19 protein-coding genes and 1 tRNA gene are annotated in these 18,500 nt (G+C 38.8%); 4 read left to right on the top strand and 16 right to left on the bottom strand.

Annotated features, from left to right (window positions below; translation table 11 throughout):
• Positions 1 to 25: 25 nt before the first annotated feature.
• The gene (locus A0125_RS10190) at positions 26 to 871 is read right to left on the bottom strand and encodes an MbnP family protein (RefSeq protein ID WP_066755328.1); all 846 of its coding nucleotides are present in this window, start codon (positions 869 to 871) and stop codon (positions 26 to 28) included.
• Positions 872 to 1,143: 272 nt separating this feature from the next.
• Positions 1,144 to 1,512, bottom strand: a complete 369-nt coding sequence (locus A0125_RS10185; RefSeq protein ID WP_156472505.1) for a hypothetical protein — start codon at positions 1,510 to 1,512, stop codon at positions 1,144 to 1,146.
• Positions 1,513 to 2,088: 576 nt separating this feature from the next.
• Here A0125_RS10185 and A0125_RS10180 point away from each other — a divergent pair.
• Positions 2,089 to 2,940, top strand: a complete 852-nt coding sequence (locus A0125_RS10180; RefSeq protein WP_066755325.1) for an alpha/beta hydrolase — start codon at positions 2,089 to 2,091, stop codon at positions 2,938 to 2,940.
• 5 nt (positions 2,941 to 2,945) lie between these two features.
• Here A0125_RS10180 and A0125_RS10175 read toward each other — a convergent pair whose 3' ends face one another.
• The 4 genes from A0125_RS10175 to A0125_RS10160 form a co-directional block, all read right to left on the bottom strand.
• Entirely contained in the window at positions 2,946 to 3,794 is an 849-nt protein-coding gene (locus A0125_RS10175; RefSeq protein ID WP_066755323.1) for an AraC family transcriptional regulator, read from the bottom strand.
• 159 nt (positions 3,795 to 3,953) lie between these two features.
• On the bottom strand, positions 3,954 to 4,433 hold the full coding sequence (locus tag A0125_RS10170) for a DUF4822 domain-containing protein (RefSeq protein ID WP_066755321.1): 480 nt from the start codon (positions 4,431 to 4,433) through the stop codon (positions 3,954 to 3,956).
• Positions 4,434 to 4,654: 221 nt separating this feature from the next.
• Positions 4,655 to 5,860, bottom strand: coding sequence for an amidohydrolase (locus A0125_RS10165; protein ID WP_066755319.1), 1,206 nt, complete (start codon positions 5,858 to 5,860; stop codon positions 4,655 to 4,657).
• 1 nt (position 5,861) lies between these two features.
• Complete coding sequence (locus A0125_RS10160; RefSeq protein WP_231863198.1) at positions 5,862 to 6,446, bottom strand: ankyrin repeat domain-containing protein; 585 nt, start codon at positions 6,444 to 6,446, stop codon at positions 5,862 to 5,864.
• 295 nt (positions 6,447 to 6,741) lie between these two features.
• Between A0125_RS10160 and A0125_RS10155 the strand changes: the two genes are divergently transcribed.
• Together A0125_RS10155 and A0125_RS10150 are read left to right on the top strand one after the other, a co-directional pair.
• Complete coding sequence (locus A0125_RS10155; protein ID WP_066755314.1) at positions 6,742 to 8,091, top strand: amidohydrolase; 1,350 nt, start codon at positions 6,742 to 6,744, stop codon at positions 8,089 to 8,091.
• A 102-nt stretch (positions 8,092 to 8,193) separates the two neighbouring features.
• Positions 8,194 to 8,814 carry a hypothetical protein gene (locus tag A0125_RS10150; protein ID WP_066755312.1) on the top strand — a complete coding sequence of 207 codons (621 nt, stop codon included), beginning with the start codon at positions 8,194 to 8,196 and terminating at the stop codon, positions 8,812 to 8,814.
• A 95-nt stretch (positions 8,815 to 8,909) separates the two neighbouring features.
• Here A0125_RS10150 and A0125_RS10145 read toward each other — a convergent pair whose 3' ends face one another.
• The 9 genes from A0125_RS10145 to A0125_RS10105 all read right to left on the bottom strand — a co-directional run bounded on the left by A0125_RS10145 (position 8,910) and on the right by A0125_RS10105 (position 16,665).
• On the bottom strand, positions 8,910 to 10,424 hold the full coding sequence (locus A0125_RS10145; RefSeq protein WP_066755310.1) for a glycosyltransferase family 39 protein: 1,515 nt from the start codon (positions 10,422 to 10,424) through the stop codon (positions 8,910 to 8,912).
• Between the two features lie 197 nt (positions 10,425 to 10,621).
• Entirely contained in the window at positions 10,622 to 11,032 is a 411-nt protein-coding gene (gene uraH / locus A0125_RS10140) for a hydroxyisourate hydrolase (protein WP_066755308.1), read from the bottom strand.
• Between the two features lie 381 nt (positions 11,033 to 11,413).
• Entirely contained in the window at positions 11,414 to 12,070 is a 657-nt protein-coding gene (locus A0125_RS10135; protein WP_066755306.1) for a DNA alkylation repair protein, read from the bottom strand.
• Between the two features lie 180 nt (positions 12,071 to 12,250).
• A complete protein-coding gene (locus A0125_RS10130; protein ID WP_066755304.1) occupies positions 12,251 to 12,700 on the bottom strand; it encodes a DoxX family protein in 450 nt (149 codons plus the stop codon).
• 51 nt (positions 12,701 to 12,751) lie between these two features.
• Positions 12,752 to 13,318: a Crp/Fnr family transcriptional regulator gene (locus A0125_RS10125; RefSeq protein WP_066755302.1), complete on the bottom strand. Its 567-nt coding sequence runs from the start codon at positions 13,316 to 13,318 to the stop codon at positions 12,752 to 12,754.
• Positions 13,319 to 13,406: 88 nt separating this feature from the next.
• Positions 13,407 to 14,258 (bottom strand): GNAT family N-acetyltransferase, encoded by an 852-nt coding sequence (locus tag A0125_RS10120; protein ID WP_066755300.1) that lies wholly within the window; start codon positions 14,256 to 14,258, stop codon positions 13,407 to 13,409.
• Between the two features lie 18 nt (positions 14,259 to 14,276).
• Complete coding sequence (locus A0125_RS10115) at positions 14,277 to 14,939, bottom strand: formylglycine-generating enzyme family protein (protein ID WP_066755723.1); 663 nt, start codon at positions 14,937 to 14,939, stop codon at positions 14,277 to 14,279.
• 286 nt (positions 14,940 to 15,225) lie between these two features.
• Entirely contained in the window at positions 15,226 to 16,164 is a 939-nt protein-coding gene (locus A0125_RS10110; protein ID WP_066755298.1) for an SRPBCC family protein, read from the bottom strand.
• Positions 16,165 to 16,591: 427 nt separating this feature from the next.
• Positions 16,592 to 16,665 (bottom strand) — tRNA-Pro (locus tag A0125_RS10105).
• 278 nt (positions 16,666 to 16,943) lie between these two features.
• Between A0125_RS10105 and rplS the strand changes: the two genes are divergently transcribed.
• Positions 16,944 to 17,291 carry a 50S ribosomal protein L19 gene (gene rplS / locus A0125_RS10100; RefSeq protein WP_066755296.1) on the top strand — a complete coding sequence of 116 codons (348 nt, stop codon included), beginning with the start codon at positions 16,944 to 16,946 and terminating at the stop codon, positions 17,289 to 17,291.
• A gap of 100 nt (positions 17,292 to 17,391) precedes the next feature.
• Here the strand turns inward: rplS and A0125_RS10095 are convergent, their stop codons facing one another.
• Entirely contained in the window at positions 17,392 to 18,480 is a 1,089-nt protein-coding gene (locus A0125_RS10095) for a Gfo/Idh/MocA family protein (protein WP_066755292.1), read from the bottom strand.
• Positions 18,481 to 18,500 lie beyond the last annotated feature (20 nt).

Genomic DNA, 18,500 nt, shown 5'->3' with positions numbered 1-18,500 from the left:
TTTATCGACTGCAGTTGTCATCCGTTTAGTTCGTGCTGCTATTCGTAACATCGCCCAGCACGATTGCTTTTTGCAGCAAGGCATCTCTAAACTGAACCATCATATCCGGTCTGGATTGTGATATGACATTGTCTACCCAAGGATTGGTAGTAGTAGTAGATAGTAATTGCTGTATATCGACTTTAAAATCAACTTTAACGCCCTTAGAATGATCAAGTGTGATCGCATTCGCAAAGTTTACGGTTTTCTCCGCGCCGTCGTATAGCGCATTTGACCCGGAATCCCAACGGAGGCTTTTCGTCTCTGTACCTACATACATCTGCGCGTCTAACTTCTGGAAGATGTAACTAGTAAACCACATCCAACCATCTGAAAAACCCATTCCTTTTAACAGACCTAGTTCGCCAGCAGTTAACGTGATGTTGTCGTTATATTCCGGATCGACACCAATTGAGAATTTCAATCCTGTATAGGTTCCAGATGGAATGTTTTTTATCGTGATTTCGTCTCTTTTCGTCGCAGGATAAATATTGCTCGTGACCAAATGCTGAACCACTACTTCCCCAGTTTCTTCGATCAAATAATAAGCTTCAGGAACCGCGAATTCTTCTCCCGTGCTACTGATAAGCTTCACATTGCTCACCCAATAACGCAAACGATCAAAGGCAATCTCGAAATCGGCTTCAACACTTTGATTTGAAGCTTGATAAGCATATCTCTTTTTGAGTTCGAAATCCTGATTGCCATACTGATTATCAAAGCGCACTTGCAACGTATTTCCTTGGTCCGCACCTACTTCTTGGATTTCAGTTTTGGTGCATCCGACTAGAAGCGTAATCAAAAGAGTTGCAAAAATGGTATATTTTTTCATGATTAATTATTGTGTTTTAAAAACTAGCTTTAAACGCTAGATGTTGTGTATAGAATTGGATGAGGCAATAGAATGGTCATCACGCCTTTGCGACAGCATAATTATCATGGCATAAAACTATCTGATCTCCCCTACAATAAGTGGACTACAAATAGAGTTTGCCTTGCAAGCTGCTACTGGATAACGACATTCAAGAAATGCCTTTCTAAAAAATGTAAATGAAAGATTGATTGGCGTTAGCCAAAACATGAACTAAGCAATGACGAGAGGCGTCATGCAATTGGCGGGCGAAACACTGGATCACTTTCCTGAGATAGTAGCCCTGGGGTGATAGGAATAGGAAAGTAACCATGACAAAAACTTACCGCTACACAGGACGACAAAAGTAATTTCTCTTTGTGCAAATACAGAGAACTGTATTCGTACTTGTACATATTTTGCTGGGCTTCTTTCTCTTCCCGATCTCTAATCTGCTTCATCAATTCACACTGCCCGTTACAGTGCAGTTGTGGTTTATCAATGTTGATACATTTGGCCAGATAATCGGGTATGTGCACCTGATAATCCAATACCATCAGCACGCGATACAGAGATTGCATCGTGAGTGCTAAAAGAATGATAATAACCAAAGACTTTTTCAAAGCGGTGTTTTTCCTTTTGGGTAGAGATAGCCACAGAAATAACTGAAACTAATCTAATGCAATTTTACCTACAATTAATGGTATTCGCATTTTACATTTTAGGACTTTTATTTATGTTTTCGTAACTATTCCTCGTTTTTTGTGCTGGCGCCTGTAGCAATAAACATTTAAGTAATTGCCTACGTATGTTACTGCATTAGGTTGCAGTTATTTCGACATGTTGTTTCTTGGCAGAACGTAATTGAGCTTTCGCGTCTTGTCATTTATAAACGTATAATCGAAATTCGCAGGGTCGGTTATTTTGTTAAAGCGGGCAGAATATTTTTTAGTAAGATGTTAAAAGGCAATTTACCACGCCAATTACCATAATTACTTCCTGTAAACACGATGGTAAGATCATATTCTGGAAGCCACATCATATACTGCTCATCATTACCAGAAAAAATATTTCAAAAAATTGGGTAAGGTAGCGATTAATAATTAAATTGTTGCTTGATAAGAAATGATGTTCCCAATATTTACACAACAGTGGAAGCATGACCGTTGCTAAAATCCACACTTCATTTATTAATCTGTATGAATAAGCTCAAGATTGCTCGATTTACTGCCAAAGTTTTACGTCTTATTAATATAAAATGGTATTACAATTATTTGCTAACCATATTTTCAACGCCACCCAAAGTAAAGCACAGACCTTCTGACTTGGCGACTTTGTTTGATGTATCTACAGAGCAGCTAAAAGGTTACAGTCACAAGGTAAATTTTACACTATACAAAAAGTTGACATCTGGTACCGTCATTCTTTTCGCGCATGGTTGGGGTGGTAGTATCCAAAACTTCAAATACCTAATCCGACCCGCATTGGAGCGAAATATCAGTCTCATTGGTTTTGATGCTCCTGCACATGGTGCTTCCACCGGAAAACAGACGCATATAATCGAGTTTAAGGAGGTAATAAAATACTGTTTGGATCAGCTAAATGATTATGAAAAGGTAATCGTTATCGGACATTCCTTAGGAGCAGCCGCTGCTATTTTGGCGGTCATGGAATCTCCCAAAGTCAAAGTTGATCACTTATTTGCGGTAGCAGCACCAGCAGATTTAAAAAGAATCTTTGACGATTATGTAACTACGATGAACATCTCCGTACAAGATGCAACAAATATAGCTACATATGTAAAAGAGAAGATCAACTTGGATTTTGATAGCGAAAACTGGCGCAACAAACCATTGCCTAAACACCTGAAACAGATTACATTTATACATGGCAAAGAAGATGATGTTATCCCTATTGAAGACATTGTGGATCTAGCCGAAAATTGGAAATTGGATGCAATGAATACTGTTCGCATATTGGAAGCACCTGGACACTATAATATATTGAAAAGTCCAGAAGCTATTAAGATTATGCTGTCACACTTGAATTAGGCAAATCAAGTGAATTGTTGCTGCTCCCGAAAACCTGTGGGAGTTAACCGTGTCTGATTTTTGAAAAAATTGGAAAAGTACGCATGATCTACAAATCCGAGCTCAAAAGCAATTTCCTTAATCGAGAGATCCGTCGCTTGTAGTAGTCGCTTGGCCTCAAGCAAGATGCGCTGCTGAATTAATTGCGTAGCAGAAACATTTAAACTTTTTTTGCAAAGGATATTCAGATAATTAGGCGATATGTTGAGGATATCCGCATAATAAGACACCTGTTTTTGCTGTTTAAACTCCCGATCAATTAAAGTTGTAAACTTCGCTAGGCGAGGATTCGATTGAAATACCTTCGCATCAGTAAATACCAACTCTGCAGCCTTACTAACAATAGCGGCAATCACGGCAGCACGCGCGCTGATCACTTCAGAAAGAGATGAGGTTGCCTCCAATTCGTGCTTAATGGCTGTAAACTCGTAATGTAGCAACTCAAAACTTTTGTCTGACAGTGGAATAATCGGATGATTAATGTAATTGCTTGACGAAAAGCGCAGAAAAGTAGAAAACCTATCAAAATAGGGCTGATCAATCATCAACTGATAGCCAGTCGTGGCAGGCTCCATCTGCCAAGTATGTACTTGATCCGGAAATAGAAGATGTATTTCTCGATTGGAAATGGGATACTCTTGAAAATCAATAGTATGAACTCCCTTCCCTTGATCAAATAGAATGATAATAAAAAAATCATGCTTATGTGGTCTCGAAATATGCCTTTCTCCGTGCAGTTCATTATAAAGCAATTCTTTGCGACCAGCAGTTTGCCCGCTTCTGAACTCATGAATACCAAGCACAGGAAAATACATATTTTGATTATTTACAAGCACGATATTGTTTTTTCATTCTAATAATACGTGAATAATAGAAATAGTGACTTAACCAGAATAAAATTCTCAGTTAAGTCACTACCTCCATCATTATTCTCTTCTAAATATAGTAAGACTATTTGTTAGAAAAAAAAATCGTTATCTAGGCTCCTCCTGATCTGTTGGTGTGTGGATAATATCGTAAAAAACTGTAGGATTTGCTTCATCTGGAACAATTCTGTACGTGAACTCTTGTCTAGTCAGTGTCAAAATATCCACAACTCTCGTAAATAATACAGTGCCCGCATCGTCTCTGGCTACCACTGTACGTGTACTACCATCAGCAGGTACTGTCCAGTCACCCTGCAACTTTGGAGTTAGATCAGGGAAATACAAATCGAATGTCCCATTTAATCTAAAATAGGCAAAACCTGTATACTCATCTACACGTGGATCAGTTAACGGAACAACTCTGCCTTGATTATCTCGAGCACCTGTCGTTTCCCAAGGTGTACTAGCAAGAATCTGACTTGGAGTCAATATATTTTCCAGATTGACGTCATCGCTACTGCAACTACTTACTAATGCGCCGCATACTAGCAGAAAAATTAAAACAGCCGAATTACTTAAATATTTCATAATTAATGATATTTGTTTAACCAAAAGTATATAACATTAAATAAAAAGACTTGATGATTTTATCACAATTATTGAATAATTTATCAAAAATAGAATTCTGGATTACTTGAGCGACCTTTTTTGATGCAATAGCTTTTCTGAAAATCGCAGATAATTCCTTAAAATATTGGCACCCATTTTTAAAGATTCGCGGTAAAATGTGTAATGACTTATGGGTTGTATTAAAACACGACAGTACCTTTGTGTATCAACGATTTCACTGATGAGATTCGAGAGACAGCCTCTGCAGAGCACGTAGCCGCTACAAATACCACACTTGCATCATCACCTACCTTAGGCCATTGCTGATCACCGTTATCATCTAATGGTAATACGTTATAGGTAGCAAAAGCCAACACCCTTGAAAGTTGCCACTCTGTTGAATATCCATACAATTCTGCGATCAATTTTGCTTTTTGAAGCATACTACCCGACCCGAAGGTGTTCCAATGATCTTGTATATTATCATTTCCGATCAACACTTGCACACCATGTTTCCGAAGTGTAGGAATAGGCATGATAATATCTCCAAATGGTACCGACGACACGATTCCAACTTCAGCTTCGGCAAGACGCTCTGCCACTAGTGTAATTTCACGCTCATCTAATCGACTCAACGCAAATGCATGACTTACAAAAGAGCGACCTTTCAACTGAGGATTTTCTAATGTTCGTGCGATCAGAAAATCGATCGTCTGCATGCCACTATCGCCCATTTCATGCAGATGTATATCGATACCTTTATCATTATCCACGGCCAGTTGAGTTATTACATCCATGCCTTTTTCGACCGAACCATCTAATGTATACGGATCTACACCGCCAATAAAGTCGATGTCCATCTGCGCAACTTCTTTCAGGAGCGGCAAGGTATCTGTATAAAATATACCATGCTGCGGAAAAGCTACTAACTCAGAACCAAAAGTTTGCTGTTTATTAGATAAAGCTAGCTCAAGATTTTTTAACGATTCAAATCCTGAGGTAGGATCAACATTGAAATGTGAGCGAGCAAAGTCCGTTCCGTAGCTTTGTAGAAAATCTATCATCATTTCTGTCCGTTCAACAGAAGTTTGCAACCACGTCGGTATCATTTTCTGCTCATAGGCGATCATATCTTTTACGGACTTGCGCGTAGCAGATACTGCTTGCCACGGCAATCCAAAAAGCATTTTGTCCAGATGAGCATGCATATCTTTAAAAGCAGGCAACATTAAGTTCCCTTGCGCATCAACCGCATCAGCAGTTGGTTGATTAGGCATAATATTAGTAATTTTTCCGTGTTCTATCTCTACGCAGAATAGATCGGTTTTGGTCTTCACCACATCATCATTAGCATACTCAAACCCCACTTCGAGTAGTACGTTTTTTAAGAGATACTTTCCCTCCATTTTACTTACTTAGTATTTCCACAATTTCTGTATAACCTCTTTTGGCCGCATGTTCTAGAGCTGTGACTCCTCCATTATCCGGGATTTGCAAATCTGCTCCGGCGTTTTTCAATAGTCCAACAATCTCTTGAAAAGGTTGCGTACCATCGCCCAGCACCACAGCTTCCATAAGAGCCGTCCATCCTAAACGATTCACGTGATCTATCGGATAGTTTTCGGTATTAACCAAAAGTCTGACTGTTTCGACATGACCGCGTTCGCATGCAGGAATAAGTGCCGTACCATTATATCGGTTAAATACATCAAATCGAGCACCATTCGCTAGAAATAAACGTACTAGTTCGGTCTGTCCACTAGCGCCCGCATACAAAAATGGGCTATCTTGGTTATTAGCTTGCATATTAACATCTGCACCATTGTCCACAAGCAAAGCTACCATCTCTTCCTGCTTATTAATTGTAGCTAACAATACAAGATTTCTCCTATTCGCGTCTTGCGTGTTCACATCAGTCCCTCGCTCCAAAGCACCTTTAACACCTGCTATGTCATTATTATTTACAAGATTAATAATATTGTCTTGCCTCATATCATTCTCATCTGAATTGGGATGATCTTTTGCACCGCAAGAAAACATCCACATCGCCACCAAAAAAAAATGCTATTTTCATATATCTATTATTTTTATAAAAAGTGAACAACACAAAGTTCCGACAAGTTTATGATCCAACTGTTGAAAAATCTATATGAAGTCTTGCAGAATTTATCACAACAACTTGACGCTCAAAAACATCCAAATTAATAATAACTACAAGGGATGGAATGAATTTTACACAAGCCACCCAGCTAAAAGAAATAACTTTGTAAAGTTAGAGCCAAGAAACATGAAATACGCTGAAATATCACGTTTGGATTTTTTAAAAAAATCAGGATTAGGAATTATGGGTATAGCGATGACATCTAGCCTGGTAGATGCTACTGCGAACGCTATGAATTTTGCTACCGAGAACAGATTGAACCCAGATAAAAGCGGCAGTTATACATTAAAAAATGTATTATTAGAAACGGCTTTTGAGTACGATGACAAAGAGGTTGTACATACTAAAACAGCATTATTCTGCGTAACGATTAGCGACGGAAAAATCACTAAAATTGCGGCAAATAACCCCGATGATTCGGATGCGATTGACGGAAAAGGCCTTCTAATGCTTCCGGCTTTCAAAGACATGCACATACATCTGGATAAAACTTTTTACGGAGGTCCTTGGCAAGCAGTTCGTAAAAGAACAGGCGGTGTAAAAGGGATGATCGCTCTAGAGCAACAGATTTTACCGGAGTTATTAGAAACATCAACACATCGAGCCGAAAAATTAATTGAATTGCTTCAGTCAAAAGGTACGTCTTTTGCCAGAAGCCACGTGAACATTGAACCAACGTCCAAGCTACAGTCACTCACAAACCTTCAAAAGGCGTTAGAGACTAAGAAAAATGGCTTTGGAGCAGAATTGGTTGCCTTTCCACAGCACGGCGTTTTTTATACCGACTCTGCACCGTACATGAAGGAAGCCGCACAAATGGACATCGATTTTATTGGTGGTGTAGATCCTTATACGCTGGATGGATCCATCGAAAAAACCATGGACTTTACCATACAATTGGCACTGGATAATAATAAGGGTATCGACATACATTTGCATGAATCTGGAGAATCCGGATTAAAAACTGTGGAGTACCTCATCCAAAAAGTAATGGAAAACCCAAGCTTGAGCCGCAAAACGTACTTAAGCCACTGTTTTGTATTAGGCAAGCTTGAACCAGCAAAGCAGGAAGCTATTGCCGAACAACTTGGAGCTGCAGGCATCGGCATAGTTTCAACTATTCCATTTGGTAAGCTCGTAATGCCCATTCCAACACTGTACAAGCACCAAGTTGAAGTACTAGCAGGAAATGATAGTATTATTGATCATTGGAGCACTTTCGGAAGCGGTAGTGTGCTGCAAAAGGCCAACGTTATGGCTCAACTCTATAACTATTCGACCGAATTCTTACTTTCAAGAAGTTTGAAACTAGCCACAGGAAACGTATTGCCATTAGATGACAGCGGTAAACAACAATGGCCTAAGGTAGGTGATGAAGCGAATATCGTCTTAGTAGATGCAAGTTGCTCTGCTGAAGCAGTGTCACGTATTTCTCCGGTCAAATCGTTAATACATCAAGGCACTATTGTGTATTAATCGCAAATTCGGATATCGTAAATATCAAACAATATCGTGTAGCCAAGTAGCTTTTTGTATTTCATCCTCGTTCTGTAAAGGAAACCAAGTGAGAATCGAACTATGAAAAATAATGTGCTTAACCTCTTATTGCTACTTTTCTTATTATTTCAAAGTGCTTGCACAAAAAGCGAGTTTGAATTTGAAAACGATTTTAATCGGAGCTATGATGCATGGCACGTATTTAAACAGCAGAGCAATAACTCCTATACCTATAGTGTAAGTAATAGTACATGGACGGGATCTTCTTGGAACACGACCATCACCGTATTGCAGGGACGTATCATTCAGAGAGATTTTCATTATAGTAAATTTAATGATTTCCAAAGGCCTGACGGCGGTTGGACGATTCAAACAGTTGCAGAGATCATAAACTCATACAATGATCTTGAGGGGACTTATAATTCATTTACTCCAGAAGAATTACTGCAAATATTGGAGTGGCAAGAAGACGAACATAATCTAGGCTCACAGAAATCCAGTGTGGCTTCTAACCTCATAACATTAGATGAGGTTTACGAGTTGGCAAAAAATCAGTGGTTGGCACACCATCAAGATGTCCACACATCTTTCGAAGCAAAACATGATGGTATGATCTCCATTGCTGGCTTCAGTCGTAAAGATTGCATGGATGATTGCTTCGTAGGGATAACCATCACAGCGATAAAACCCTTCAAAAGATAATATCGCAACAGATTAAGCAAATAGCAGGCAAAACAGTTTAGTCGGCTTATTCTCTGTCGAACGAAATACCTTCAATAATTCAACTTAATAAAAATTTATCTTTTCTGGGCATTAATTTCTGCTTGCAGTTGCTTATTGACATCGATCTTCGCCTCAATAAAGCAAAGAATCGCGGTTCCAAACTCTCTTGCGTGCCGATTGGTGATAGATCCTACATACATTGCTTGCCGAAAATATGGGGCAGTCTTTGCCATCTCTTGATCGCTTTCTCTCCCACTCCCTACTCGAATGAGATTGTAGTAGGGTACGGAAAAATCAAACCAATGAAGGTAATCAGCATTGAAAGATACAGCGCGTATTCCTTTTCTTGAGTAGTAATTAATCGCTCCAGCCTGTCCATAATTATCACAAAGCACAAGTGTATTTCTAGAATTCGGAATGTTGGCATACACACTATCCACCATGCGGGCCAGTTCTTTCCAGCCCAGCATATCAGCAAAATCCTGAGGAAGTGAATGCTCCTTTCCGTCTTCCCAAGTGAGCAATCCAAACGCCCTGTATGGTGCAGGATGTTGCGTGATGTAATCTGGACTCTTATTAGGAAAAGCTAGCTGATACATAGGAATAAAACCAATGATAGGAAGAGCGATCAATATCGCACGAATTGCTGTACTCGCTCTTCGCGGGAGTAGAGAAGAAATATAGACCGAACCGAAAGCAAAATAAATAGGATAAAGCCCTATGGCATAATAGTCTTTGGCTTTAAAGAACAGAAAAATAAAGATGGTCAGTAAAAATGACCATAAGTATAATTGATATTTCTGAAAGTCAGGATAGCGCATTAAAGCATATAAACCAATTATAATGATTGGAAAGGTAATTGGGAAAAATAAAAGCTGTGAACGGGCAAAACTCCATCTACTTACATGCACGAGATGCGTATCGGCAAGCTCTTTGAGATGATGAAACACAGGAAAATCATGATTGTACTGCCAGATCAGGTTGGGTAAAATCAACACAAACGCAAGTGCGACACCGATATATAAGCTACGGTCGGTCCATATCTTTCGCTCTCCACTGATAATGGCAGCGGGCACGATACCTAAAATCAAAAAAGCAATATTGTATTTATTTAGGAAACCTATAGCAAATGTAATTGCAAGTAGATACATCCACTTTGCCTGCCGCCGATGGAGATATTTTATCAGAAAAAAATAAAAGGTCGTCCAACATAGTACATCCAACGAGTTGGGCTGGTAAAGCGTGTTCAGGCGCAACAAAACCGAAAATGTAATACAGCTTGCTCCTAAAATCAGCGCAAAAAAATCTCCCTTCAAAACTTCAATTGTCTTCCATACCACCACCATCGTAAGTGCTCCAAAAAGAGCAGGAAAAAACTTAACCCAAAAAACAGTATTTCCGAGCAACTTGATAAAGTAAGATATCCACGAGGTTACAGGTGGTACTGAAGTATAGCCCCACGCTAAATGATTTGCCTGATCAAGATGCAAAAATTCATCACGTTGTAAGTCATATTCAGGCCCGATCAACGTATACTGAAGTACCACCTTGAAGACAATGAAGCAAATCAGGATCGTATAATTTCTCATAATTTAGCTTTAGTCATCAGCAATACGGTCTTAGATATATATTCTATAAGTTGCTCTATAAACCTTGCCTTGGTGCGCTAAAAATACACATAAAGTTTCAAGACTTGGCACACGCAGTTGCGCAATGGCTAATTAAAACAAGTCACATGCTAATCACCATCTCTACAAATTGGTAGCTTAGTATATTTTGTGCTATCTCAATTACCTCTATAAGTGGAATATCCGAATGGCGACAAGGTAATAGGCACATGATAATGCTCTTGATCCAAGAGCTCAAACACAACTTCTATAAAAGGATAGAATGATCGTTGGTTGAGTGCTTTGAAGTATGGTTGAGTGTGGAAGGTCAATTTGTATACACCGTTCGTATCTTTGCCGTCTTTCGGCAGGAAATCATCTATTCGGCCTTTGCTGTTCGTGATTTTTTCATCAATGATATTCCAATTGTCAGCTTGATCCTTCTTGGACAAAGTAATTTTAATATCTTGTGCCGGTCGCCCAGCGTTAATATCTAGCACATGGCTAGATAATTGACACGAGGTTTCTTGCGCGTACAGACCCTGCGATATAGCGGCAAAAGCGAGCAGCAAAGCGATTATTTTTTCCATGAATCAATTTCCTTAAGTTTATCCAGATCTCGTAGCATGCTAGATGCATCTAAAAATACTAAAAAGTCCCAAATCACTGATATTTATTTGAAAAAATATTTCTTAACAGATAAACCAACGTTGTAGTGAGGATATTCTACTCAATGCTTGCATTTGCCGGGCTAATCTTTAAGCAGGGCTTTTTCGAAATATGTAAAAGCGAATTGAAAACCGTACTGACAGAACATTTATCATTGACAGCGGACATGGAATTTCTATTACCGTTTAGTCCTCATATGATGATCGTCGCAACAAAATAAGTATAAACTGTTTAGAGTGATATTGCCAAGCAATATTACTCTAAACTTACCAAAACATCTGTTGGGAAGCAACCTTTGGGAATCACTTGCGCTTTCTGTTTTTTTCTTTTTCGACTTGTATCGTGATTAATTGTGGCAAATAGCTAGGCGTACAGTTCTTAGCGACCATTTCATCTTTATACAAGCCGGTGCGTTCTCCGAGTTCAATACAACGTTGGCGATATTTCTCTTCGAAAATCCCGATCTGCCCAGCGGTAAAATTCATCATCCACTGCACTTCGGGGACTTCTTCTTGAATTTCTTTTTCAATTGTTGAAAGCAAAGCTTCGCTATTTGGCGGTGGCACCTGGCCAACCCAGCGCAAACGCGTTTGATAATAGTAATACGTGCGCCTCTTTAAAGAAGACGGACTATTTTGCCAATTTTCTATCATCGTGATGGTCTTTTTTTCTTTGGCAAGCTGATTTGCAAACAACCAATCGATCAGATGAAGCCTTTCGCTAGCAGTATTTTCATCCATATCCTGAATTAGTCGGTCAACAACACCTTCGCTCAGCTGCTTTTTATCCATAATCAAAATAGCAAGATGTCGCGCGTGCACATGCATTGCTGCCCACAGCTCCATCGCCAATTTATGATCCTTTTTTACTTCTTTCGCAATAGCGCGCAAATCTCCCAGTTTGGTGTTATTCTTAGCGATTTGAGAAAGAATTTTTTCTGCTTGAGATGACTGCTTCATAATAATGTCAGGGAGTAGGAGTTCAAAAAAATATTCAAAACTAATATACAAAAGTTTTGCGCAGACTTTATAACCAACTAATTAAGCTATCCTATTGTAGAATTAACCTACTACCAATCGTGCTTTTCAAAACTACATCCGATCCCATTCTTTTGCATGTTTCCTAGCTATCGCAAGATTTTATTTGAGCACAAAGAAATAAGTCCAAGCGATCAGCAAAAGTTGAAAAGGTATGCGAAACCAGAGGTAGGCTACTCCATTTCCATCGAAGCTCGCAGTTTCATAATTCAAATGCCTAATCGAAGCATATATATTGGATGGAAGTATCAGTACAAAAAATATAATAAGTAATACGCCTGTTACCGATCTAGTGAAGGGAATAAAGATGCCTACCGCAGCCAAAATTTCCACTAATCCAGTTGCGTAAATGATTTCTGCCTTATAAGGAATAAAATTGGGTAGCATTAAAATCATTCCTTTGGTGAAGATAAAATGTCCTAAAGATGTAAACACGAGCATGGCAGCTAGCGCTATCTTCCCAGAAAGCTTGACATTTACATGCGAACTAAAAAGTTTGTTGATAATCAAACTAACGATGAATGCAATACATAAAACGAATAATGGTTTCATCTTTTATTTGCAAAAATAGCTGGCTCAGCACGGCAGATCAATGAACAATTGTTAAAAAATTGTCCTCCTAATGCGGCTCAATGATTGTGGACGAATCCCAATGTAGGAAGCTAGGTATTTCAGCGGAATATTTCGTACCAACTCGGGTTGTTCTCTTAGCAGATCCAAATATCGCGTACTGGCGGTATCCTCTAAAAGAGAAATCTCTCGTTTCATCTTTTTTAAATATATTGTTTCTGCCACTTTTCTTCCGATACGGTCGCCAATTTGTGTTTTCTGATAGATCGCCTCCAAATCTTGATAGGAAATCCTCCATAAGATTGTCTCGTTAATGCTTTCTATATTGTAGGTTGCAGGAAGTTGTGTCAAAAAAGAATCGTAAGCACTGACAAAAGAATTCTCAAAAGCAAATCCGAAGGTCAAATCATGATCAATCTTTGGAATATTGAATCTAACCGTTCCTTTTTCGATGAATGACAGGTAATTTTCAACTTCTCCCTTTTGCAGTATGATAGATTTTTTTGCGAAATGCGATGGAATAAGTTTGGAATAAAAAAGTTCAAATTCTTCATCCGTAATTGCTACAAAATTCTGGAAATATTTTCTTAGTGCGTCCATCCATTTTATATCTAATAGCACAGTCTTACGCTAAAGCCACCAACACCTCTTCAGCCACGAGTGGGCTATGCTGTAATGTCCTTATATTCTATAATTCACGTTCCATTTCATATTGATTGGTATAGTTTTTCATTCCTCTGCTTTCGAGAAAATGGCTAAACCCATCCGATCTTGCGTCAATATTTCCAAAAGTAATCTCGTCCTTTTCCATCTTAAAAACTGCATGTAGTAAGAGGCTTCCCATACCGATATTCCGATAATTTTTATCGATCGCCAACTGGTGTATCCTTTTCATGAGCGGGTTATAAACAATATAACCTAGTATTTTGCCATCTTTTAGTATCCCATAGGTTTTAATTTGTTCGTGTAAGCGACTCACGGTAGCTATCGAGTTTTGCCAAGTTGGCGCGTAATCCCAGAAATTTTGCAGCAAAGGCCAATCCAAATCATGAAGTTCGCTTATTTTGTACCCATCTTTATTATTATTTGCGTGTGCAAATTTAAGTTTTCCCTTAAAGCATAGGAGTTCTCTGGTGATACGGAAACCGTGCTTTTCATATATTTTTATGGCGGGTACATTTACTGTTAATACCTCCAAAACCATTTTTTCAATTTTATTTTCTTTTAATCTCGGTAATATGTGGTCATACATTTTCGAAGTCAGACGGTTACCTCTGGAGCTTGGTACCACGCCTGTCCCGCCGTTATAGCTTACTATTTTTATGTCCGAGCAATCAACAAAATGTAAGATAAATGCAATCAGCTTGTCGTTATCAAATACACCAACCGACAAATCTAATCTCCCACCTTCACTCAGAAATCTACTTTCAAGCTGCTCCTTAGTCAGTTTTATTGGAAAAAAATAATCCGAAAACGCAGTATTAAACGCTTCTGCTATTACTTCGGTTGTTGTATTTTCAAGTGTTGCTATTCTTTGCATTACGCTCTTTAAAATGATCTACCTATTTCGGTCGGTCTGGTTTCTAGCAATTCTGAATCCTAGGTCGTCTATTTTAAACTTTAAAGGATGACTTCTTCTTCGATTGGTCGCCATAACGCCGCGTTCTTCATCAGCCCAACCGCCACCTCTAAAAATTCGATATGAGCCGTAAACTGTTTCGTCATAAATATCAGAGCACCATTCCCACACGTTGCCTAGCATATCATAAAGCCCCCAGGCATTTGGTTCTTTCTGTCCCACGATATGGGTTGTTTTTGATGAATTGTCTTTAAACCACGCAATGCTATTGATATCTCCATATCTAATCCCTGTTGTCGCGGCCTTGCACGCATATTCCCATTCGGCTTCAGTAGGCAAGCGAAATCCATTTGCTGTTTTATCAAATGTAATATCGTCATTTTGCGCTGCTATTGCATAGCAAGGTTCCAGTCGCGATTGGATTGATAGCTTATTACAAAATAGTATAGCATCCTTCCAAGTAACCGTTTCAACGGGATGTCTGTCACCTTTGATCGTGCTTGGATTTTCATTAATAACTTCTAAATACACATCTTGGGTTACAGGAAATTTTGCGAGCAAAAAGGGTTCAATACAGACATTCCATTTTTGCTTTGTTCTGTCGTCACGCAACTCAATTATTCCACTTGGTATCGCTACCATTTGGTGACTGATCTTTGAAACGTCAGATAGGCCAATAATTTTTTGTGTCACTTACAATAGTTTTATCATAAATCTAGGAAAAATAGAGCAAAACACCTCAATATCATATAAGTATAAGTAAGAGAACACACAATTCTCAAAAATTACAAAGTTTTAGAGATATATATCTACAGATATTAAATTGAGCCTATATCACTGGAAATAAATAATTAATGACCTTAAACAAACTTTGATAGAAGCCCAAAGCTTGGTTTACCACTGAATCCGCCAATATGCCAAACCGCTGTTACTTGCCGTATTTCTTTTCAAGGTCATTGGTCAAGTTACTAAACACATAGTCATGTTCTTGTTGTATGCCAAGTTCTTCTAGTGGTTTCCAATAAAATCTTGGTGTCAAAACAGACGTGTAAGTTGTAATTCTCGTCATTTTACATTGGTTGTCACCAACCTGGTCAAAATAGTAAATGGCCTCTTTGAAGCCAAGCCAATTTCGTCCCACAAGTTTGTAGTCAATTACGTCCATTTTTAAAACTTTACCCCGTTCAAGCTCAGTAATTTTCTCAACGATTGTCCCGCTACCAAAATCGTGCGTGCTTGACTTTCCTGCTTTGAAATAACAAGTCCTAAGTCCACCAACTTCTTCTTTCTCCAAATCACACTTTATTGGAACAGGAAGGTCAAAATACATTAAATATGGTTTCTCAGCATCTAAGGTGTCAACCGATTTAATGGCGTCGTACACTTGTTCGGGCGTGTAGTCAAAGATTTGCTCTGTTCTTACTTCATTTATTACTTCTTTGTCTGCTTTTAGATAAGTTTCTGCCGGTGCTGCAATAAGAAATGGTATTAGAGGTAAAAGCAAAACTGAAAGTCTATTTGTGTCTTTAATTTGCCTATATCGTCTCATTAAATGTGTAATGACATAACCTAAGAAAATCAAAGGAACAACAATTGGAAGCGTCATTACGATACACAACATTCCCGAAAGGCCAGGAAACACCAAGCAGATAAGAACGATCGCGGTTGTAATCAATGCTCCCCAAAGAATGTATTTTTTGTTGGGCATTGCTCCTAAAGCAACTCCCAAAACAATTGGTAAAAGAATAAAAATTACCCAACTGTAGCCTGCAAGTCCAAAAAGCAAAAATGCGATTCCAGTCCCAAGAAAAATGAGTGTCAGGATAATTGATAGTTGGAAACTTCGGTCTTTCAATATTTCTTTCATTGTCTGCTATGATGTTCGTTAAAATGGTAGGTAACGGTTTCGGGCTTTGCGTTCGGTGGGTTTTGGCGCACAAAAGATCAATTGAATAACTTAAGCCCGGATTTTGGAAAACCCTTTCTATTAATTGTTATATTTGGTCTAGCCATTTTGGTGTTTTTTTTTGGTTAATTTTTTGCGTTTCATTGAATACAGTGACGCCCGTTCTTTTTCACGAAACTAATATACCAAAATATCCACAAATCCATTTCTATAGACGAATTACGCATTACAAACAACCTATACTATCTAATACACTATTATATAATACCTTAATAAATGGAAAGATTATGAATAGCGAAACAGATCCTGTTATTTAATAGTTCTGTAAATATGGAAGGCGACAACCACAAAAACAAAAAAAGCCCTAACTTTCGTTAGAGCTTTTTTGTCGGGGTGGCAGGATTCGAACCTACGACCTCCACATCCCAAATGTGGCGCGATACCGGGCTACGCTACACCCCGAAAACGAATGTTTCTTCGTTTGTGTGGCACAAATATACGGCGATTTTTATTCTTGTCAATACCTCAAGCAAAAGATTCTACTAATTCATTGATTTAATGGATATTATTTTTTCACTTTACAAAAACAGTCCTATTAATTCTATATGCAGCAGTATGTCGTTGCAGAATAAGAGATGTGTCTAGACATTTTTAAAATATATTTCAAAATGTGAGAAATTGTCCGTAATATTGCATTCCGATTTTCACAGGACAAAATCGTAATATAATTACTCGAAATCATGGATTTAGTAAAATTTGTAGAAGAACAAGCGGTAGCGAAAAATGAAATCCCCGCTTTCAAAGCCGGAGATACCATTAGCGTTCATTATAAAATCCGCGAAGGAAATAAAGAGCGTGTGCAGGTATACCAAGGCGTAGTTATTCAATTGAACAGCGAAGGTGCTAACGCAACATTCACAGTACGTAAGATATCTAATAGTATTGGTGTAGAGCGTATTTTCCCTGTAAACTCGCCTAACATTGATAAAATTGTAGTGAACAGCTACGGTAAAGTGCGTAGAGCAAAATTGTTCTACCTACGTGGACTTACTGGTAAAGCGGCTCGTATTAAATCAAGACGTGTATAATTAGATTGTACCTTTTGCCTACCCTGCGGTAGGTTGGCTACACTATGCGAATATATTCAAAAGGCTGATTTCTACCGGAATCAGCCTTTTTCGTATCGTGTTAGTCATCTCCTTTTGACAGGCGAACAATCTCTCCGGTTTTTACCGATTCATCACATGCCATTGCAATACGTAAGCTATTAAAGGCGTCTTGCATTTCTCTTGTCAAATCCAAGTTCTCTTGTATGGCACGCAAAAAGTATTGCTGTTCGCGGTTACATAACTCTTGGTGATCTGGCTCATCTTGTAGATCAATGTATTCGTCTTCGCGTAAAAATTGATTATCCGCGTTGATCGCTGCGTGGTGCACACGTATCGATTCTGTTTTGGTATGTGCATCGACGGAATGTGATTTGCCGGAAGAAGAAGCTTCTTTGGCTACGATCGATACGCTGCCTTTAGGACCAAACACGTCCTTTACAAAAAAAGCGGTTTCGCTAATCATTGGTCCCCAACCTGCTTCGTACCATCCGACGCTACCATCATCAAATCGAATCTGCAATTGTCCGTAATTATAATTATCCGTTGACACATCATCTGTCAAGCGTGCGCCAATAGCTGATACTTGCACTGGTTTGGCATCCGTCATTTGGCACATCACGTCGATGTAATGCACACCACAATCTACGATCGGACTGATTGTTTTCATTAAATTACGATGTACATCCCACATATAACCTTGGCTTTGCTGATTTAGATTCATCCGCATCACTAATGGCGTACCCATGCCGCGTGCTTGCGCAATGAATTGAATCCACGAAGGATGATAGCGCAGGATATAACCAATTACGAGCTTCTTGTCGGCCTTTATTGCAGCATCCATTACGCGTTGCGCACCCGAAATGGTATCTGCCATCGGTTTTTCTAAAAATACATGTGCACCGGCTTCAAAGGCCGCTATGGCAAAAGGTTCGTGAGTATCTGGATAAGTAGAAATACAAACTGCGTCGGGCTTCGTTTCAGACAGTGCCCAATAGTAATCACCAAATAAGGGATAATCTGCTCCCAGGTTTACATTCAACGTTTCTTTACTCTGACCTTTGGATACTAACCCGACAATCTCAAAGTCGTCCATATGGTGATAGGCTTGCGCATGGGATGCTCCCATATTTCCACAGCCCACTACTAAAACTCTTAATTTAGATTTCATAGTATATATTCATTCAAAAA

Origin of the sequence: Sphingobacterium populi (genome assembly GCF_001586775.1) — a bacterium.
Lineage (GTDB): Bacteria > Bacteroidota > Bacteroidia > Sphingobacteriales > Sphingobacteriaceae > Sphingobacterium > Sphingobacterium populi.
The sequence above is the reverse complement of the archived record's forward strand: the minus strand, read 5'-3'. Positions and strand labels throughout refer to the sequence as shown.

Bases quoted from the DNA above. Each gene is read 5' to 3' on its own strand.
- A0125_RS10190 (WP_066755328.1), bottom strand. From the start codon at position 871: ATGAAAAAATATACCATTTTTGCAACTCTTTTGATTACGCTTCTAGTC.
- A0125_RS10180 (WP_066755325.1), top strand. From the start codon at position 2,089: ATGAATAAGCTCAAGATTGCTCGATTTACTGCCAAAGTTTTACGTCTT.
- A0125_RS10175 (WP_066755323.1), bottom strand. From the start codon at position 3,794: ATGTATTTTCCTGTGCTTGGTATTCATGAGTTCAGAAGCGGGCAAACT.
- A0125_RS10170 (WP_066755321.1), bottom strand. From the start codon at position 4,433: ATGAAATATTTAAGTAATTCGGCTGTTTTAATTTTTCTGCTAGTATGC.
- A0125_RS10165 (WP_066755319.1), bottom strand. From the start codon at position 5,860: ATGGAGGGAAAGTATCTCTTAAAAAACGTACTACTCGAAGTGGGGTTT.
- A0125_RS10160 (WP_231863198.1), bottom strand. From the start codon at position 6,446: ATGAGGCAAGACAATATTATTAATCTTGTAAATAATAATGACATAGCA.
- A0125_RS10155 (WP_066755314.1), top strand. From the start codon at position 6,742: ATGAAATACGCTGAAATATCACGTTTGGATTTTTTAAAAAAATCAGGA.
- A0125_RS10150 (WP_066755312.1), top strand. From the start codon at position 8,194: ATGAAAAATAATGTGCTTAACCTCTTATTGCTACTTTTCTTATTATTT.
- A0125_RS10145 (WP_066755310.1), bottom strand. From the start codon at position 10,424: ATGAGAAATTATACGATCCTGATTTGCTTCATTGTCTTCAAGGTGGTA.
- uraH (WP_066755308.1), bottom strand. From the start codon at position 11,032: ATGGAAAAAATAATCGCTTTGCTGCTCGCTTTTGCCGCTATATCGCAG.
- A0125_RS10135 (WP_066755306.1), bottom strand. From the start codon at position 12,070: ATGAAGCAGTCATCTCAAGCAGAAAAAATTCTTTCTCAAATCGCTAAG.
- A0125_RS10130 (WP_066755304.1), bottom strand. From the start codon at position 12,700: ATGAAACCATTATTCGTTTTATGTATTGCATTCATCGTTAGTTTGATT.
- A0125_RS10125 (WP_066755302.1), bottom strand. From the start codon at position 13,318: ATGGACGCACTAAGAAAATATTTCCAGAATTTTGTAGCAATTACGGAT.
- A0125_RS10120 (WP_066755300.1), bottom strand. From the start codon at position 14,258: ATGCAAAGAATAGCAACACTTGAAAATACAACAACCGAAGTAATAGCA.
- A0125_RS10115 (WP_066755723.1), bottom strand. From the start codon at position 14,939: ATGGTAGCGATACCAAGTGGAATAATTGAGTTGCGTGACGACAGAACA.
- A0125_RS10110 (WP_066755298.1), bottom strand. From the start codon at position 16,164: ATGAAAGAAATATTGAAAGACCGAAGTTTCCAACTATCAATTATCCTG.
- rplS (WP_066755296.1), top strand. From the start codon at position 16,944: ATGGATTTAGTAAAATTTGTAGAAGAACAAGCGGTAGCGAAAAATGAA.
- A0125_RS10095 (WP_066755292.1), bottom strand. From the start codon at position 18,480: ATGAAATCTAAATTAAGAGTTTTAGTAGTGGGCTGTGGAAATATGGGA.